Genomic DNA, 15,221 nt, shown 5'->3' with positions numbered 1-15,221 from the left:
AAGTGGGAATGAATAGCGTTCTCAGGCGAGCGTCGCGGCGACCCGCTCGAGCTCCGGGATGAGCGCCTCGAACGCCCGCGCGCGGTGGCTGATCGCGTTCTTCTGCTCGGGCAGCAGCTCGGCCGCGGTGATCTCGTACCCCTCCGGCTCGAAGACCGGGTCGTAGCCGAACCCGTGGGAGCCGCGCGCCTCGTAGGCGAGCTGACCCGGCCAGGTGCCCTCGACGACGATCTCCACCGGCTCCTCGGTGCCGGCGAGCGCCGCGGGCACGACGAGCGCGATCGTGCAGTGGAAGGACGCGTCCCGGTTCGGCCGGCGCACGTCGGCGAGCTGCGCGAGCAGCAGCCGGCGGTTGGCCTCGTCCCCGGCGCCGTGCCCGGCCCAACGCGCCGAGAAGATGCCGGGCGAGCCGCCCATCACGTCGACGGCGATGCCCGAGTCGTCGGCGAGCGCGATGCGCCCGGTGTGCTCGGCGGCGGCGCGCGCCTTGATCAGGGCGTTCGCGGCGAAGCTCGTGCCGTCCTCGACGGGCTCGGGGCCGTCGTAGCCGAGCACCTGCAGCTCGGGCATCCGCTCCCCCAGGATCCGCTGGAACTCGCCGACCTTGTGGGCGTTGTGCGTCGCGAGGACGACTTCGAGCGCGTCGGTGCCGCTCACGCGCCGGCCGCCTCGCGGCCCGCGGCGAGCGCGGCCACCTGGAGCGCCGCGAGCTCGGCGTTGCCGCCCAGCGCGAGGTCGAGGAGCGAGTCGAGCTCCCGCCGGTCGAACGGTGCGCCCTCGGCGGTGCCCTGCACCTCGACGAAGAGCCCGCGACCGGTCGCGACGACGTTCATATCCGTCTCGGCGCGGACGTCCTCCACGTAGGCGAGGTCGAGCATGGGCGTGCCGTCGATGATGCCGACCGAGACCGCGGAGACCGTGTCGATGAGCGGCGTGGACTTCTGCCCGATGAACTTCTTCGTGCGCGCCCACTCGACGGCGTCGGCCAGCGCGACGTAGGCGCCGGTGATCGCCGCGGTGCGCGTGCCGCCGTCGGCCTGGAGCACGTCGCAGTCGATGACGACGGTGTTCTCGCCGAGCGCCTTCGTGTCGATGACCGCGCGGAGGGAGCGGCCGATGAGCCGGCTGATCTCGTGCGTGCGCCCGCCGATGCGCCCCTTCACGGACTCGCGGTCGTTCCGGGTGTTCGTCGAACGCGGGAGCATCGAGTACTCCGCGGTCACCCAGCCGGTGCCCTTCCCGGTCAGCCAGCGGGGCACGCCGTTCGTGAAGCTCGCGGTGCAGAGCACCTTCGTGCCGCCGAAGGAGATGAGGGCGCTGCCCTCGGCGTGGGCGCTCCAGCCGCGCTCGATGGTCACCTCACGGAGCTGGTCCGGGGTGCGGCCGTCGGCGCGGACGATGGCGGTGGTGTCGGTCACGAGGATCTCCATTCGGAACGGTGCGGCAGGGTGATCGATCCGGTCTGCACGAGCTCGACGCTCGGGATCTCGGGACCGATGAGGCGGTTGGCGAGGTCGAGGAAGGCGCTCGACGACTCCCCCGTGGCCTCGTAGCGGTGGGTCGGCGGCTCGGGGCTGCGGCGCTCGGCGCCGGTCGAGACGAGCACCCGGTAGACGTCGTTCGCGGTCTCGACGTCGCTGGAGACGAGGGTGACGCCCTCGCCCATGACGTAGGAGATGGCGCCCTTCAGGAACGGGTAGTGGGTGCAGCCGAGCACGAGGGTGTCGATGTCGGCGCGCTTCAGTGGCGCGAGGTACTCCTCGGCGACCGAGAGCACCTCGTCGCCGGTCGTGACGCCCGCCTCGACGAACTCGACGAATCGCGGGCAGGCCCGGCTGAAGAGCTCGAGGTGCGGCGCGGCGGCGAAGGCGTCGTCGTACGCGCGGGACTGCACGGTGCCGGCGGTGCCGATGACGCCGACCCGCCCGGACTTCGTCGCGGCGACCGCGCGGCGCACGGCCGGCTGGATCACCTCGACGACGGGCACGTCGTAGCGCTCGCGGGCGTCGCGGAGCATCGCCGCGGACGCGGTGTTGCAGGCGATGACGAGCATCTTCACGCCCTGGGCGACGAGGTCGTCGAGCACGGCGAGCGCGTAGCGGCGCACATCGGCGATCGGCTTCGGCCCGTACGGCGAGTGCTCGAGGTCGCCGACGTAGAGGATCGACTCGTTCGGCAGCTGGTCCTTCACCGCGCGGGCCACGGTGAGCCCGCCGACTCCTGAGTCGAAGATCCCGATCGGCGCGTCCGTCACGAGGTCCAAGCTTAGGCGAGCCGCACGGGCCGCGCTGCGGGAGGGGCCGGATGCCTCGGCATCCGCTCCGCCGAACAACTAGGCTCTCCTTCGTGACCGGCTCAGCTGCGCTCTTCACCGACCGCTACGAACTCACCATGGTCGACGCCGCCCTCCTCGACGGCACCGCCCACCGCGAGTCGCTCTTCGAGGCCTTCGCGAGACGACTCCCCGACGGCCGCCGCTACGGCGTCGTCGCGGGCACCGGGCGCCTGCTCGAGCTCATCGAGCGCTTCCGCTTCGAGGACGCCGAGCTGGAGTGGCTGCGCGAGCACGAGGTCGTGCGGCCGGCGACCCTCGACTGGCTCGCCGACTACCGCTTCACCGGCGATGTCTGGGGCTACCGCGAGGGCGAGGCGTACTTCCCCGGCTCTCCGCTGCTCACGATCCAGGCGAGCTTCGCCGAGGCGGTCATGCTCGAGACGCTCGTGCTCTCGACCCTGAACTACGACTCCTCCGTCGCGAGCGCCGCGGCCCGCATGGTCTCGGTCGCCCTCGGGCGCCCCCTCGCCGAGATGGGCTCGCGCCGCACCAACGAGCGCTCGGCGGTCGCCGCGGCCCGCGCCGCGTACATCGCCGGCTTCGACGCGACCTCGAACCTCGAGGCCGGGCGCACCTGGGGCATCCCGACGATGGGCACGGCCGCGCACGCGTTCACCCTCCTGCACGACACCGAGGAGGACGCCTTCCGGGCGCAGGTCGACGCCTTCGGGCCCTCCACGACGCTCCTCGTCGACACCTACGACATCGCGAAGGGCGTGGAGCTCGCCGTCGCGGTCGCCGGGCCGGAGCTCGGCGCGGTCCGCATCGACTCCGGCGACCTGCCGACCGTCGTCGCCTCCGTCCGCGAGCAGCTCGACTCGCTCGGCGCGGTGAACACGAGGATCACCGTGACGAGCGATCTCGACGAGTTCACGATCGCCGGCCTCTCGGGCGCGCCGGTCGACTCGTACGGCGTCGGCACCTCCGTCGTCACCGGCTCCGGCTTCCCCGCCGCCGGCATGGTCTACAAGCTCGTCGCCCGGCGCGACGACGCCGGCGACTGGGTCGCGGTCGCGAAGGCCTCCTCGCAGAAGGCGAGCGTCGGCGGGCGCAAGAACGCCGCGCGCCGCCTCGACTCCACGCGCACGGCGCGCGAGGAGCTCGTCTTCGTCGGCGACGGGCCGGCCGGCGAGGCCGAGTTCGAGGCCGGCGACGAGCTGCGGCCGCTGATGGTCCCGCTGATGGTCGACGGCGTCGCGGATGCCGCGCACACGGGCCGCGCGGGCACCGAGGCGGCCCGGGCGCACCGCGCCGAGGTCATGCAGGAGCTGCCGATCGAGGCGTTCCGGCTCGGCCGCGGCGAGGCCGTCATCCCGACGAACTACCGCTGAGCCGCGGGGGCGCGGCGGGGCCGCCGCAGCGCAGCGGGAACGCCCCGCGAGGAGCTACTCGCCCCGCATCTTCTCGTAGATCGCCTTGCAGGCCGGGCAGACCGGGAACTTCTCCGGGTCGCGACCCGGCGTCCACTTCTTGCCGCAGAGCGCCTTCACCGGCTTGCCGGTGATGGCGGACTCGAGGATCTTGTCCTTCGGCACGTAGTGCGAGAAGCGCTCGTGATCGCCGGGCTCGATGAGCTCCTCTTCGAGGAGCTTCTCGAGCTCGCGGTCGAGGACGTCGGTGCCGCCGCCGGGCTGTCCGGGGTCGGCGATGCTCGCGTGCACGGGCTGGATCATGGGCTCGATTCTACGCGCGCCCGGGAGCGTCAGGGCCGCTCCTCGGAATCCTCGCCGGGCTCGCCGCGCTCGACCTCCGGCTCCGCGGCGGCATCCGTCGCGGGGACCGCGGGCACCGCGCCGGCCGCAGCCGCCGCAGCCGCCGAGGAGGCGGGCGCGGCACGGAACACGATGCGGTGGTAGAGCACGAAGCGGACGAGGACGACGATGGCGATGCTCGCGAGGTTCACGACGTTCACCGCCACGGGGCCCGGCTCGCGACCGAGCACGACGCCGACCGCGCCGACGCCCGCCCAGACGATCAGCGCGCCGAGCGCGGTGCACGCGAGGTTCGCGAGGACGAACAGGACGAGCTCGTTCACCCGCCCGCGGCGGTCGCGGTGCCGGAACGTCCACTCGCGGTTGCCGATGTAGGCGTTCACGAGGGCGACGAGGGACGCCAGGATCTTCGCCCAGACGACGTCCCAGCCCCAGACGAAGACGAGCAGGTTGAACACGCCGACCTCGATGAGGGTGCTCACGGCGCCGACGACGAGAAATCGACTGCCGAGTGCGGCGAGTCGGCGTAGGCGGGAGCGGAGTTCCATGGCCACACTAGGGTACTGGCCGCGGGCGCTCATTCGACCACGGCACCCGGATGAGAGGACCCGAGCATGCCGCTCTCCCACCTGGTCGTCGCGATGCCCGCCTACAACGAGGTCGAAGGCATCCGCGGCTTCATCGACGAGGTGCGCGGCCAGGTGGCGCCGCTCGCGACGAGACTGACCTTCGTCGTCGCGGACGACCGGTCGACCGACGGGACGCCCGACGCCCTCGACGGCCTCGCCGACGTGCGCGTCGAGCGGCAGCCGGAGAACCGCGGGCACGGGCCGACCGCGCTCGCGGCGTACCGGGCCGGCCTCGCGCTCGATCCGGACGTGCTCGTGCACGTCGACGGCGACGGCCAGTTCCTCGGGCCGGACTTCGTCCGCCTCGTCACGGCACTGCTCGACGAGCGCGCCGACGTCGTCCACGGCGTGCGCAGCGGGCGGACGGACCCGTGGTACCGGCGGCTGCTCACCGCCTCCGTCGGCACGATGATCGCGTTCGCCGCGGGGCGCCGCATCCCGGACGTGAACACGCCGCTCCGCGCGTACCGACCGGACCCGCTGCGCGAGCTCGTCGCCGCGGTTCCGAGCGGCGCGACGGTGCCCCACGTGCACTTCTCGCTGGCCGAGGCGCGCGCCGGGCTCGTCGTGCGCTACCTCCGCGTCCGGAGCATCCCGAGACGCGGGGAGTCGACGTCCGGCACCATGTGGGGCGACGGCCCGAAGCTGTCGCTGCCGCCCAAGCGCCTGCGGAGCTTCGCCGGCACCGCGCTCGCGGAGCTGTGGAGCCTGTCGCTCCGACCTGGAGCGCCGCTCCGGAGCATCCGCCTCCCCTCGGGATCCGGACGATGACCGTGGTCCGGACCGTCCTCTTCTGGGCGCTCGCGGCGGCGCTCGCCGCCGCGCACGTCGTCGTCGCGTGGGACAGCCTGTTCGTCGCGCGCCTCTGGGAGGACGAGGCGTTCAACCTCACGGTGCCGCTGAACCTGCTCTCGGGGCTCGGCTACTCGAGCGACGGCGCGCTCTCGGGCTCCGAGATCACCCCGTTCGACCCGCGGATCTCGACCGGACCCACCGTGCTCCTCCCCGTGGCCGCGCTGCTCGCCACGGGGCTCGACCCCGTGGTCGCCGCGCGGCTCGTCCCGCTCGCGTTCTGGGTCCTGCTGCTCGCGGGCCTCGGCGTGCTCGGCCGGAAGCTCGGCGGGCGCTGGGCCGCGCTCCTCGCCGTCGCGGTGCCGCTCGGATTCGACACCACCGGCGGATTCTCGCCGATCCAGGGGCCGGCCGACCTGCTCGGCGAGATCCCGGCCGCGGCGCTCCTCGTCTGGGCGCTCGTCGTGCTGCCCCGACGCGCCTGGCTCGCGGGGCTCCTCGTCGGCCTCGCCGTCCAGGCGAAGTTCATCGCGATCCTCGCACTCCCAGCCTTCGCCGTCGCGATCTGGGCACTGTCCCCCGGTCGCCGCTGGGCGCGCATCGGGACGACGGCGAAGCGGTCCTGGCTGCCGCTCGTGCTCGCCGGCGTTCCGAGCCTCGCTGTCGAGCTGGCAGCGCTCCTCTCGCTCGGTCCCGCCGGGTACGTGACGCACCTGCGGAACCTCTGGTACTTCGTCGCCACCGGCGGGCAGAAGGGGGCGCGCAGCACGGTGGCGGAGAAGCTCGCGACGCTCGCGGATGCCTGGTTCGTGCCGGTCTGGGCGGTGCTCCTCGTGGCACTCGCGGGGCTCGCGCTCATCGTGTGCGGATTCCTCGTCGAGCGCGGCCGAGGTCGCCGCGCCCCCGGGCTCGTCCGTGCGACCGCGCTCGCGGCCGCCGTCGGCCTCGCCGCGTTCGTCGGCTGGTGGGCGACGGCGGGGCACACGCCGCTCTGGGTGCGCCATCCCGCCGTCGGCGTCTTCGCCTTCGTGCCGGTGCTCGGCATCGTGGCCGTCTGGGGCGCGCGGCGGATGCTCCGTCGGGCGCACGGAGCCCCCGCCGCGGCACCGGCGCCGACGGCCCGCTCCGTGCTCGCCGTCGCGCTCGTCGCCGTGGTCGCCGCAGGCGCCGCTGCGGGTGCGCTCGGCCACGTCCGGCACGCGCTGGAACCCCGCTCGGAGACGCTCACCGCCCAGCGCGCCGCGGTGGAGCCGATCCGCGAGTGGGTCGCGCAGACCGGCACGCCCTGGCTCGCCGCGCAGCCCTGGGGCGCCGCGGTCTCGGCGATCGTGCTGTCCGGAGCGCACGTCGGCCTGTTCGACGCCCCGGCGATGGACGGCGTGCCCCGGCTCACCGGAGCCGCCTGCGCGAGCGAGGCGCTGGTCGAGGGCACCGGCTACCGGGTGTGCCCCGCGCCCTGAGCCCGGGCCGCCGGCACCGGCGTCCCAGTCCAGCGACCGCGTCGCGGCCGAGGCCTCGGGCTCGGGCTGGGCGACACCCGGGCGCGGCTCAGGCGCGGATCGCCGCCGCCACGATCTCCGGGCCGCGACGGTCGAACACCCGGCCGCCGAGCCAGACACCGGCCACGAGCACGACGAGGCCGAGCACGGTGCCCGAGATGAACGACGCGAGGTGCCAGCTCGGGTCGGAGAAGACTCCGAGCAGGGCGAACGCGACCGCGGGCGCGGCGACGACGAGCGAGCCGAACATCGTGATCGACTGCACGAGCGACGACAGGCTGCCGGTCGACTGCGGCTGCTGGAACGGGCTGTCGCCCGGCTTCACGGCCGGGTACGGGAACCGCGCCGAGGTGATCGAGCCGATGCCGAGCCCCGAGAGCAGCAGCACCGTCGACACCCCGATGAGCGAGGGCAGCGGCCGCCAGTCGTCGAGGAGGAACACGGTGAGGGCGCTGCCGAGCGCGATGACGACGACGCCGAGCACGAGCACCGGCACGAGCCGTCCGAAGCGATCGGCGGTGCCGCGGACGCCCGACACCACGTGCAGCCACACGGCGGTCGAGTCGTAGGCGGTGTCGTTGTGCAGCGACCAGCCGAGGAAGAGGCACATGAGCGGCACCGGCGCGAGGCCGAGGTACTCCATCGGCACGCCGACGATGCTGAAGGCGATGACGAGGATGACCGGCGCGAGCGGCACCATGATGATCGACACCCAGTACCGCGCGTCGCGGAACCAGTAGGTGAAGCTCCGCGCGGCGACCGCGCCGGTCGGGTTCTGCGGGAGCCGGTCGAACCAGCCGAGCCCCCGGTAGCTCTTCGACGAGCCCTCACGGCCGGGCGTCACGAGCATGGTCTCGACGAGCTTGATCCAGCCGAGGCCGAGGAGCGCGAGCGTCGCCGCCGCGATCAGGAGCTTCAGGATGGCCGGACCCCAGTCGCCGTTCGCGGCATCCCCCGGCACCGCGAACGCGGCACCGAGCGGGCTCCATCCGAGCCAGCCGGCGAGTCCCTCGAGCACCTGGCGTCCGTCGCGCGACCAGTCGACCGTGGTCAGCGCGACGATCACCGGCGATGCGGCGACGACGAGGAGGAGGCCCAGGACGCCGGTGAGCTCGCGCGCGCGGCGGGTGGCGAGGAGGAACGAGGCGATCGCGGTGGCCACGCGGGCGAGCAGCAGGCAGGTCGCGAAGGCGAGCGCCGCGGAGAGGACCGCGAGGATCGTCTCGCCGACCCCGCGCGACCAGGTCACGACGCTGCCGAGCAGCACGATGCCGAGCACGATGGCGGGGATGCCGACGAGGGCGGAGACGGCCAGGGAGATCGCCAGCTCGCGCCCGGGGATGCCGAACAGCGCGAACTTCCGCGGATCCATCGTGTCGTCGACGCCGAAGATGAGCGGGAACACGATGAACCCGACCACGGTCGCCGAGCCCGCGACGATCAGCGCGTCACGGATGACGGCGACGTCGTCGACGAAGCGCAGGCCGATGAGGGAGAAGAAGAGGAGCCCCGCGATGCCGAGCCCGTAGACGAGCCCCACGATGATGCCGACGACCTGCCAGGGACTGCGTCGGAAGATGTTGGCGAGGAGGCGCAGCTTCAGTCCGAGAAACTGTGCAACCATTCCATGCCTTCCGCTGCCTTGCGCCCACCGGCGAGCGCGACGAATCGATCTTCGAGGGTCTCGCCCTGGCGCACCTCGTCGAGCGTGCCGGCCGCGAGCACCTTGCCGCCGACCACGACCGCGACCGAGTCGCAGACCCGCTCGATGAGGTCCATGCCGTGGCTCGAGAGGACGACGGTGCCGCCGCCCGCGACGTAGCGCTCGAGGATCTCCGTGAGGTTCGCCGCCGAGACGGGGTCGACCGATTCGAACGGCTCGTCGAGGACGAGCAGGCGCGGCGAGTGGATCATGGCGCACGCGAGCGCGATCTTCTTGGTCATGCCCGCGGAATAGTCCGCGACGAGCCGGTCGACCGCGTCGTCGAGGCCGAACGCCGCGATGAGGTCTGCGCTGCGCTCGCGCACCGTGCGGGCGTCGAGCCCCCGGAGGACCCCGGAGTAGTGGAGCAGCTGGCCGCCGGTGAGGCGGTCGAAGAGCCGCAGGCGGTCGGGCAGCACCCCGGTGGCGCGCTTCGCGGCCTCCGGGTCGGCCCAGGCGTCGATGTCGTGGATGCGCACCGTGCCCTCGTCGGGGCGGAGGAGACCGGTCACCATCGAGAGCGTGGTGGTCTTGCCCGCGCCGTTCGGCCCGACGACGCCGAAGAACGAGCCCGCGCGCACGCGCAGCGAGATGCGGTCGACGGCCGTCTTCTCGCCGAACCGCTTCACGAGGGCGTCGACGACGAGGACGTCGGCGGCGGTCTCGGGCGGTGCCGACCGGGCGACGCGGAGGGTGCGCTTCTTCCGGCTCGCCTTCTTCGTCGGGGCGGGGATCACGGCGACCGCCACGTCGCCGGCGCGCTCGCCGTCGCCGGCGGGTGCGCCGGCCGGGGCGGCGACGACGCGCTCGCGCGTCTCCTCGTCGACCGAGTCATCGGCGGATGCCTCGGGCTCGACGGCCGCGGGGATGCGCTCCTGCGTCTCCTCGGCGACCTCGTCGGCCGGAGCCGCGCTCGGTGCGACCTCGACCCCGGCGACCTCGTCGGCCGGAACCGCGCTCGGTGCGGCCTCGACCTCGCCGGCTGGAGCCGCGCTCGCCTCGACGACCGGCGCAGCCTCGGCGGCCTGAACGGCCGTCGCCGCCTCCGCCGTGTTCGCGTCGCTCTCGGCGGTCTTCCTCGGGCGCTCGGCGGCCGTCGTGTCGGTGGCGACGGCCGCAGCGGCGCGGAGCGCCTGCCGCTTCGCACTGACGCTGCTCGTGGAGCGGGAGCGTGCGGCGCCGGCGCTCGACGCATCGCCCTTCGCCGTCGTCTTCGCAGCGCGCGCCGCCGATGCCGCGCTCGACCGCTGGGCGGCGCTCGTGCTCGAGGTGGTGCGGGACGCACTCGATCGCTTCGAGGCCGTGGGCGCCGGCTCGCCGGAGTCCGTCGAGGCATCCTGCGCGGCCGCCGCTTCGGCCTTCGCGGCCTCGGCCTTGCGCGCGGCGCGCGTGGCCGCGGCGCGCTTCGCCGCCTCCGAGCGCGCGGCGCTCTTGGCCGCGGCATCCGTCGTGGTCGTCGCGGATCGCGACGCCGTCTTCGCCGTCTTCGCTGACGAGGCGCGCTTCGCCGAAGCAGTGGTCTTCGGTCGTTTGGGCGCGCCGGACGCCGACTCCCCGTCGCGGACCTGCTCGGGCACCCCCGTGCCGGTGCCTTCGGGAGTCTCGTCGTGCGAATCGGGGCGAGAATCGGAAGTCACCAGGCCAACCTACCAATTGCCGGCGCAGGATCCGTGCCGGATCCGCCCGGAGCCCCGCCGGGAAACTGAGCATTCCCTGTGCGACGTATCACGATCGCACTACGACTCCCCCGCCGATCCCACCCCGGATGGGTGCCAGCGGATACGCTGGTTCCGGCATAACGGCGTGTCCCAATGTGAACTTCCGAGTGAACTCCAGGCGAACAGCCGGTATCGATCGCCGTCCGAACGGGCGGAGCCGAGACCGGGGCGCCCGGCCCACTCGCACCACCGAAGGAGATGCAGTGACCACGCAGATCGTGATCCTCGCAGCCGGCATGGGGAGCCGGCTCGGGCGTTCCCTCCCCAAGCCGCTCACCGAGCTCGGCGACGGCCGCACCATCATGCGGCAGCAGTTCGACAACATCGGCCACGCCTTCGCGGGCGACGCCGACGTGACGATCGTCGTCGGCTACAAGCTCGAGCACATCATCGAGGCGTTCCCGCAGGCGTCCTTCGTCTACAACGAGGAGTACGACCAGACGAACACCTCGAAGTCGCTCATGCGCGCCCTGCAGGCCTCGCAGGCCGGCGGCGTGCTGTGGATGAACGGCGACGTCGTCTTCGACCCGCGCATCCTCGACCGCGCCGTCGCGCTGATCGCCCGCGATCAGTCCTTCGTCACGGTCAACACCGCGAAGGTCTCCGACGAAGAGGTGAAGTACACGACCACCGCCGAGGGCTACATCAAGGAGCTCTCGAAGACGGTGAAGGGCGGCCTCGGCGAGGCCGTCGGCATCAACTACATCTCGGGCCGCGACAAGGCGACCTTCCTCGCCCACCTCCAGCGCGTCGGCGCGCAGGACTACTTCGAGCGCGGCCTCGAGCTCGCGATCGAGCAGAACGGCCTGCTCGTCGAGCCGATGGACGTCTCCGACCTCTACGCGGTCGAGATCGACTTCGCGGAAGACCTGGAGCGCGCGAACCACTTCGTGTGATCCGGAAACGCTGCGTCCTGCAGCACCACAGCGACACGGGGCGGATGCCGAACGGCATCCGCCCCGTGTTTTCCGTTTCGGGGCGGTCGGAGCTCGAGGCCGGGGGCGGAGCTCCCGCTGCCCGGCGGTCAGCGCAGGGCGGCGGTCAGCGCAGGCCGGCGGTCAGCGCAGGCCGCGCGCGACGCCCGCGCGTTCCAGCTGCGCCGCGATGATCCGCCCGATCCAGGTGAAGAGCACCGGGCTGCCGACGTACAGGGGCAGCGCGATCGCCCACATCCAGGCGGGGAAGTGCTCGCCGCCGAGCGCGATGAACACGACGGCCGCGATGACGACGCCCGAGACGAGGCCCGAGAGGTAGAAGAGCCACGGGTCCCAGCGCCGGTACCTCGTGATGAGGAACGGCAGCTCGACCAGGACGCCGACGAGTAGCGCCGTGCCGATGAGCCGCGGCAGCCACTGCGGCGCGAACGCCGCGCCGACGAGGCCCGCGACCAGCCCGGCGAGCAGCGCGGTGCCCGGGCGCCGGAGAAGCGCGAACGCGACGACGCTCGGCAGGAAGTGCACGCCGATGGTGACGCCGTAGAACATCGGGCCGATGGCGGCCAGCACGAGCGCGAGGTAGCCGGATCCCCCGGCGACGACGCCGCCCGCCACGCCGATCGCGGCGCAGCTCAAGAGGATCCGGGTGCTGATGCTGGTGCGAGGGGCCACCCGTCAAATCTACCGTCGCCCCGCGCTGAGACGGTTCTCCCGGCGAACGCCTCTACGATGAGAGACGTGACTGCTGCCACGACCCGCGTCGGAGGTGACGTGCATCCGCTGCGACGGACGCCGTTCACCCGGTACCGGCATTCCCTGTGGCTGCTGACGACCCGCGACCTGAAGGTGCGGTACTCGACCTCGGTGCTCGGCTACGTCTGGTCGGTGCTCGACCCGCTCGTGATGGCGGGCATCTACTGGTTCGTCTTCACGCAGGTCTTCGATCGCTCGGCCGGTTTCCAGCCGTACATCGTGTTCCTGCTGACGGCGCTCCTGCCGTGGATGTGGTTCAACGGCGCGGTCTCCGATTCGACCCGCGCGTTCCTGAAGGACGCGAAGCTCGTGCGCTCGACCATGATTCCCCGCACGATCTGGGTGAACCGCATCGTGCTGTCGAAGGGCATCGAATTCGTCTTCGCGCTGCCGGTGCTCGCCCTGTTCGCGGTCATCTTCGGCACGCCGCCCAGCTGGGAGCTCGTCTTCTTCCCGCTCGCGATCCTCCTCCAGGCGATCCTCACGGCCGGGATCAGCCTCATCGTCGCGCCCCTCGTGGTCTTCTTCCGCGATCTCGAGCGCGCGGTGAAGCTCATCCTGCGCTTCCTGTTCTACGCGACGCCGATCATCTACGCGACGACCGACCTCCCCCCGGGCATGCAGTTCTGGGCGGCGTTCAACCCGCTGTCGGGCATCTTCTCGCTCTACCGCGCGGCGTTCTTCCCGCAGCAGCTGATCTGGTTCGAGGTCGCGGTCGCGGCGGTCATGTCGGTCGCCTTCCTGTTCGTCGGCCTCCTCGTCTTCCGCGCCTCCGAGCGCCAGGTGCTGAAGGAGATCTGATGGCCCGCTCCTCGACCTCGGCCGACGGCGCCTCGCTCGCCGCACCCGGCAACGCCGGCTTCGCGATCCGCGTCGAGGACCTCGGCGTGCGATTCCGCCGCAACCGCCGCGGCCGTCGCTCCTTCAAGGACCTGCTGGCCGGCCGTGCCCGGCGCAGCCGCCCCGGGGAGTTCTGGGCGCTCAGGAACGTCTCCTTCGACGTCCGGCCGGGCGAGGCCATCGGGGTGGTCGGCCGCAACGGTCAGGGCAAGTCGACGCTCCTGAAGCTCGTGGCCGGCGTCATGATCGCCGACGAGGGCACCGTCTCGGTCGCCGGCGGCGTCGCCCCGCTCATCGAGATCACGGGCGGCTTCGTCGACGATCTCACCGTGCGCGACAACGTCTACCTCACCGCCGGCCTGCACGGCATGACGAAGCCGCAGATCGACGCGAAGTTCGACGAGGTGATCGAGTTCGCCGAGATCGGCGACTTCCTCGACACCCCGTACAAGCACCTGTCCAGCGGCATGAAGGTCCGCATCGCGTTCGCCGTGATCTCGCAGCTCGAGGAGCCGATCATGCTCGTCGACGAGGTGCTCGCGGTGGGCGACAAGGGCTTCCGCGAGAAGTGCTACCGCCGCATCGACGAGCTCCTCGCCGGCGGGCGGACGCTCTTCTTCGTCTCGCACAACGAGCGCGACCTGCGCCGCTTCTGCACGCGCGGGCTCTACCTCGACGGCGGTCGGCTCGTGCTGGACGCGGGGATCGACGAGGTGCTCGACCGGTACAACGCCGACCACGCGAACCGCTGACGGCGCTCGGCGCCCCCCGCGGGGCCGCGCCGACGGCTCGGTGCGCGAGGCGGTGCGTGGCGCGGTGCGCGCCTCGTGCCCGACTCAGTGCGCGGCGTGCGCCTCGATGAGGTTCCGCACCGCGACCGCGTCGTTCGGCACGTCGACGACGTGCTGCGGCGCCTCGAGCAGCTCCCGGAGCTCCGCCGGGAGCTCGGCCGGCGCGCCGATCGCCTCCGCGACGATCTCCGGGAACTTCTGCGGCTTCGCGGTCTCGAGCACCAGCATCGGGATGCCCGGCTCGAGGTGGCGCGCGGCGACGGCGAGCCCGTCGGCGGTGTGCGGGTCGACCACGACGCCGGTCGCCCGGTGGGTCTCCCGGATCGTCTCGACGCGCTCGGCGTGACTGCTCGCGCCGCTCACGATGCCGAACTCGGCGGCGAAGCGGTGCTGCTCGGCGCTGAGATCGAGCACGCCGTCGCGCTCGAGCCCCGCCCAGTGCTCGCGGAGCGCCTCGGGGTCGCGGCCGAGCACCTCGAAGACGAAGCGCTCGAGGTTCGAGGCCCGGGAGATGTCCATCGAGGGGCTCGAGGTCGCGAAGGTCGCCTCGCCCGTGCGCGGCCGGTAGACGCCCGTGCGGAAGAACTCGTCGAGCACGTTGTTCTCGTTCGTGGCGAGGACGAGGCGGTGGAGGGGGAGCCCCATGCGCCGGGCGAGCCAGCCCGAGAAGATGTTGCCGAAGTTGCCCGAGGGCACCGTGATCGACACGCGGTGCCCGGCCCGCTCCGCGGGCTCGACCGCGTCGCTGTGCCGCAGCCAGGCCCAGAAGTAGTACACGAGCTGCGCGGCGATCCGCGCGAAGTTGATCGAGTTGACCGCGCCGAGCCGGTGCTCCCGCTTGAACGCGGTGTCGCCGGCGAGCACCTTCACGAGGTGCTGGCAGTCGTCGAAGTCGCCCTCGACGGCGATGTTGTGGATGTTCTCGTCGGTGAGGGAGTACATCTGCGCGCGCTGGAAGGCGCTCATCCGCCCCTGCGGCGAGAGCATGAAGACGGCGACGCCGTGCTTTCCCCGGAGCGCGTACTCGGCGGCCGAGCCGGTGTCGCCCGAGGTCGCGCCGAGGATGTTCAGCGTCGTCCCGCGTTCGGTGAGCTCGTGCTCGAGCAGCTGGCCGAGGAACTGCATCGCCATGTCCTTGAAGGCGAGCGTGGGGCCCTCCGAGAGGCCGACGAGCGTCACCTCGCCGAGCGGGGTGAGCGGCACGATCGGCTCGCCGCCGAAGACCTCGGGGGCGTACGCGGCCCGGCAGATGTCCGCGAGCGCTTCGGCGGACAGCCCGCTGGCGTAGCGGCCGATCACCTCGGCCGCGAGCCCGGCGTAGTCGAGCTCGCGCCAGGCCTCGAGCTCGTCGGGCGTGACGGTCGGCACGGTCTCGGGGACGACGAGTCCGCCGTCGGGTGCGAGCCCCTCGATGAGGATCTCGGTGAACGGCGCGGGCGGCAGCCCGCCGCGGGTCGAGCGGTACTTCACGAGGCTCCTGCGGGTCGACGAGACGCTGAGGTTCGATCGTATCGG

General features: G+C 72.4%; 15 protein-coding genes. 6 read left to right on the top strand and 9 right to left on the bottom strand.

What is annotated here, in order from left to right; genetic code table 11:
- Positions 1-21: 21 nt before the first annotated feature.
- From rdgB to murI, 3 genes are read right to left on the bottom strand one after another with little or no spacing between them, the layout of a single operon-like run.
- Entirely contained in the window at positions 22-657 is a 636-nt protein-coding gene (gene rdgB / locus ROT00_RS00755) for an RdgB/HAM1 family non-canonical purine NTP pyrophosphatase (RefSeq protein ID WP_404771587.1), read from the bottom strand.
- The gene (rph, locus tag ROT00_RS00750; RefSeq protein WP_404771586.1) at positions 654-1,418 is read right to left on the bottom strand and encodes a ribonuclease PH; all 765 of its coding nucleotides are present in this window, start codon (positions 1,416-1,418) and stop codon (positions 654-656) included. The genes rdgB and rph overlap by 4 nt, the downstream gene beginning before the upstream one ends.
- Positions 1,415-2,254, bottom strand: coding sequence for a glutamate racemase (murI, locus tag ROT00_RS00745; RefSeq protein WP_404771584.1), 840 nt, complete (start codon positions 2,252-2,254; stop codon positions 1,415-1,417). The genes rph and murI overlap by 4 nt, the downstream gene beginning before the upstream one ends.
- Before the next feature lie 92 nt (positions 2,255-2,346).
- Here murI and ROT00_RS00740 point away from each other — a divergent pair, with 92 nt between their 5' ends.
- Positions 2,347-3,666: a nicotinate phosphoribosyltransferase gene (locus ROT00_RS00740; protein WP_404771582.1), complete on the top strand. Its 1,320-nt coding sequence runs from the start codon at positions 2,347-2,349 to the stop codon at positions 3,664-3,666.
- A 54-nt stretch (positions 3,667-3,720) separates the two neighbouring features.
- Here the strand turns inward: ROT00_RS00740 and ROT00_RS00735 are convergent, their stop codons facing one another.
- Complete coding sequence (locus tag ROT00_RS00735) at positions 3,721-4,008, bottom strand: DUF3039 domain-containing protein (RefSeq protein ID WP_404771581.1); 288 nt, start codon at positions 4,006-4,008, stop codon at positions 3,721-3,723.
- A 29-nt stretch (positions 4,009-4,037) separates the two neighbouring features.
- Entirely contained in the window at positions 4,038-4,595 is a 558-nt protein-coding gene (locus ROT00_RS00730) for a GtrA family protein (RefSeq protein ID WP_404771579.1), read from the bottom strand.
- A gap of 66 nt (positions 4,596-4,661) precedes the next feature.
- Here ROT00_RS00730 and ROT00_RS00725 point away from each other — a divergent pair, with 66 nt between their 5' ends.
- Both ROT00_RS00725 and ROT00_RS00720 read left to right on the top strand, forming a co-directional pair.
- Positions 4,662-5,447 carry a glycosyltransferase family 2 protein gene (locus tag ROT00_RS00725; RefSeq protein WP_404771578.1) on the top strand — a complete coding sequence of 262 codons (786 nt, stop codon included), beginning with the start codon at positions 4,662-4,664 and terminating at the stop codon, positions 5,445-5,447.
- Entirely contained in the window at positions 5,444-6,928 is a 1,485-nt protein-coding gene (locus tag ROT00_RS00720) for a hypothetical protein (RefSeq protein ID WP_404771577.1), read from the top strand. Before ROT00_RS00725 ends, ROT00_RS00720 begins: the two co-directional genes overlap by 4 nt.
- A gap of 88 nt (positions 6,929-7,016) precedes the next feature.
- On the opposite strand, the gene ROT00_RS00715 is transcribed toward ROT00_RS00720, so the two are convergent.
- Positions 7,017-8,591 (bottom strand): hypothetical protein, encoded by a 1,575-nt coding sequence (locus ROT00_RS00715; RefSeq protein WP_404771575.1) that lies wholly within the window; start codon positions 8,589-8,591, stop codon positions 7,017-7,019.
- Positions 8,567-10,306 (bottom strand): ABC transporter ATP-binding protein, encoded by a 1,740-nt coding sequence (locus tag ROT00_RS00710; RefSeq protein ID WP_404771573.1) that lies wholly within the window; start codon positions 10,304-10,306, stop codon positions 8,567-8,569. The genes ROT00_RS00715 and ROT00_RS00710 overlap by 25 nt, the downstream gene beginning before the upstream one ends.
- A gap of 284 nt (positions 10,307-10,590) precedes the next feature.
- Between ROT00_RS00710 and ROT00_RS00705 the strand changes: the two genes are divergently transcribed.
- Complete coding sequence (locus ROT00_RS00705) at positions 10,591-11,283, top strand: phosphocholine cytidylyltransferase family protein (protein WP_404771571.1); 693 nt, start codon at positions 10,591-10,593, stop codon at positions 11,281-11,283.
- A 162-nt stretch (positions 11,284-11,445) separates the two neighbouring features.
- Here ROT00_RS00705 and ROT00_RS00700 read toward each other — a convergent pair whose 3' ends face one another.
- Positions 11,446-11,994, bottom strand: coding sequence for an ECF transporter S component (locus ROT00_RS00700; protein WP_404771570.1), 549 nt, complete (start codon positions 11,992-11,994; stop codon positions 11,446-11,448).
- A 66-nt stretch (positions 11,995-12,060) separates the two neighbouring features.
- On the opposite strand from ROT00_RS00700, the gene ROT00_RS00695 reads away from it, so the two are divergent.
- Both ROT00_RS00695 and ROT00_RS00690 read left to right on the top strand, forming a co-directional pair.
- Positions 12,061-12,876, top strand: coding sequence for an ABC transporter permease (locus tag ROT00_RS00695; protein ID WP_404771568.1), 816 nt, complete (start codon positions 12,061-12,063; stop codon positions 12,874-12,876).
- A complete protein-coding gene (locus ROT00_RS00690; RefSeq protein ID WP_404771567.1) occupies positions 12,876-13,667 on the top strand; it encodes an ABC transporter ATP-binding protein in 792 nt (263 codons plus the stop codon). The genes ROT00_RS00695 and ROT00_RS00690 overlap by 1 nt, the downstream gene beginning before the upstream one ends.
- A gap of 84 nt (positions 13,668-13,751) precedes the next feature.
- Here the strand turns inward: ROT00_RS00690 and thrC are convergent, their stop codons facing one another.
- The gene (gene thrC, locus ROT00_RS00685) at positions 13,752-15,176 is read right to left on the bottom strand and encodes a threonine synthase (RefSeq protein ID WP_404771565.1); all 1,425 of its coding nucleotides are present in this window, start codon (positions 15,174-15,176) and stop codon (positions 13,752-13,754) included.
- Positions 15,177-15,221: the final 45 nt, after the last annotated feature.

Source organism: Agromyces mediolanus (genome assembly GCF_044917495.1).
GTDB lineage: Bacteria > Actinomycetota > Actinomycetes > Actinomycetales > Microbacteriaceae > Agromyces > Agromyces mediolanus_B.
The sequence above is the reverse complement of the archived record's forward strand: the minus strand, read 5'-3'. Positions and strand labels throughout refer to the sequence as shown.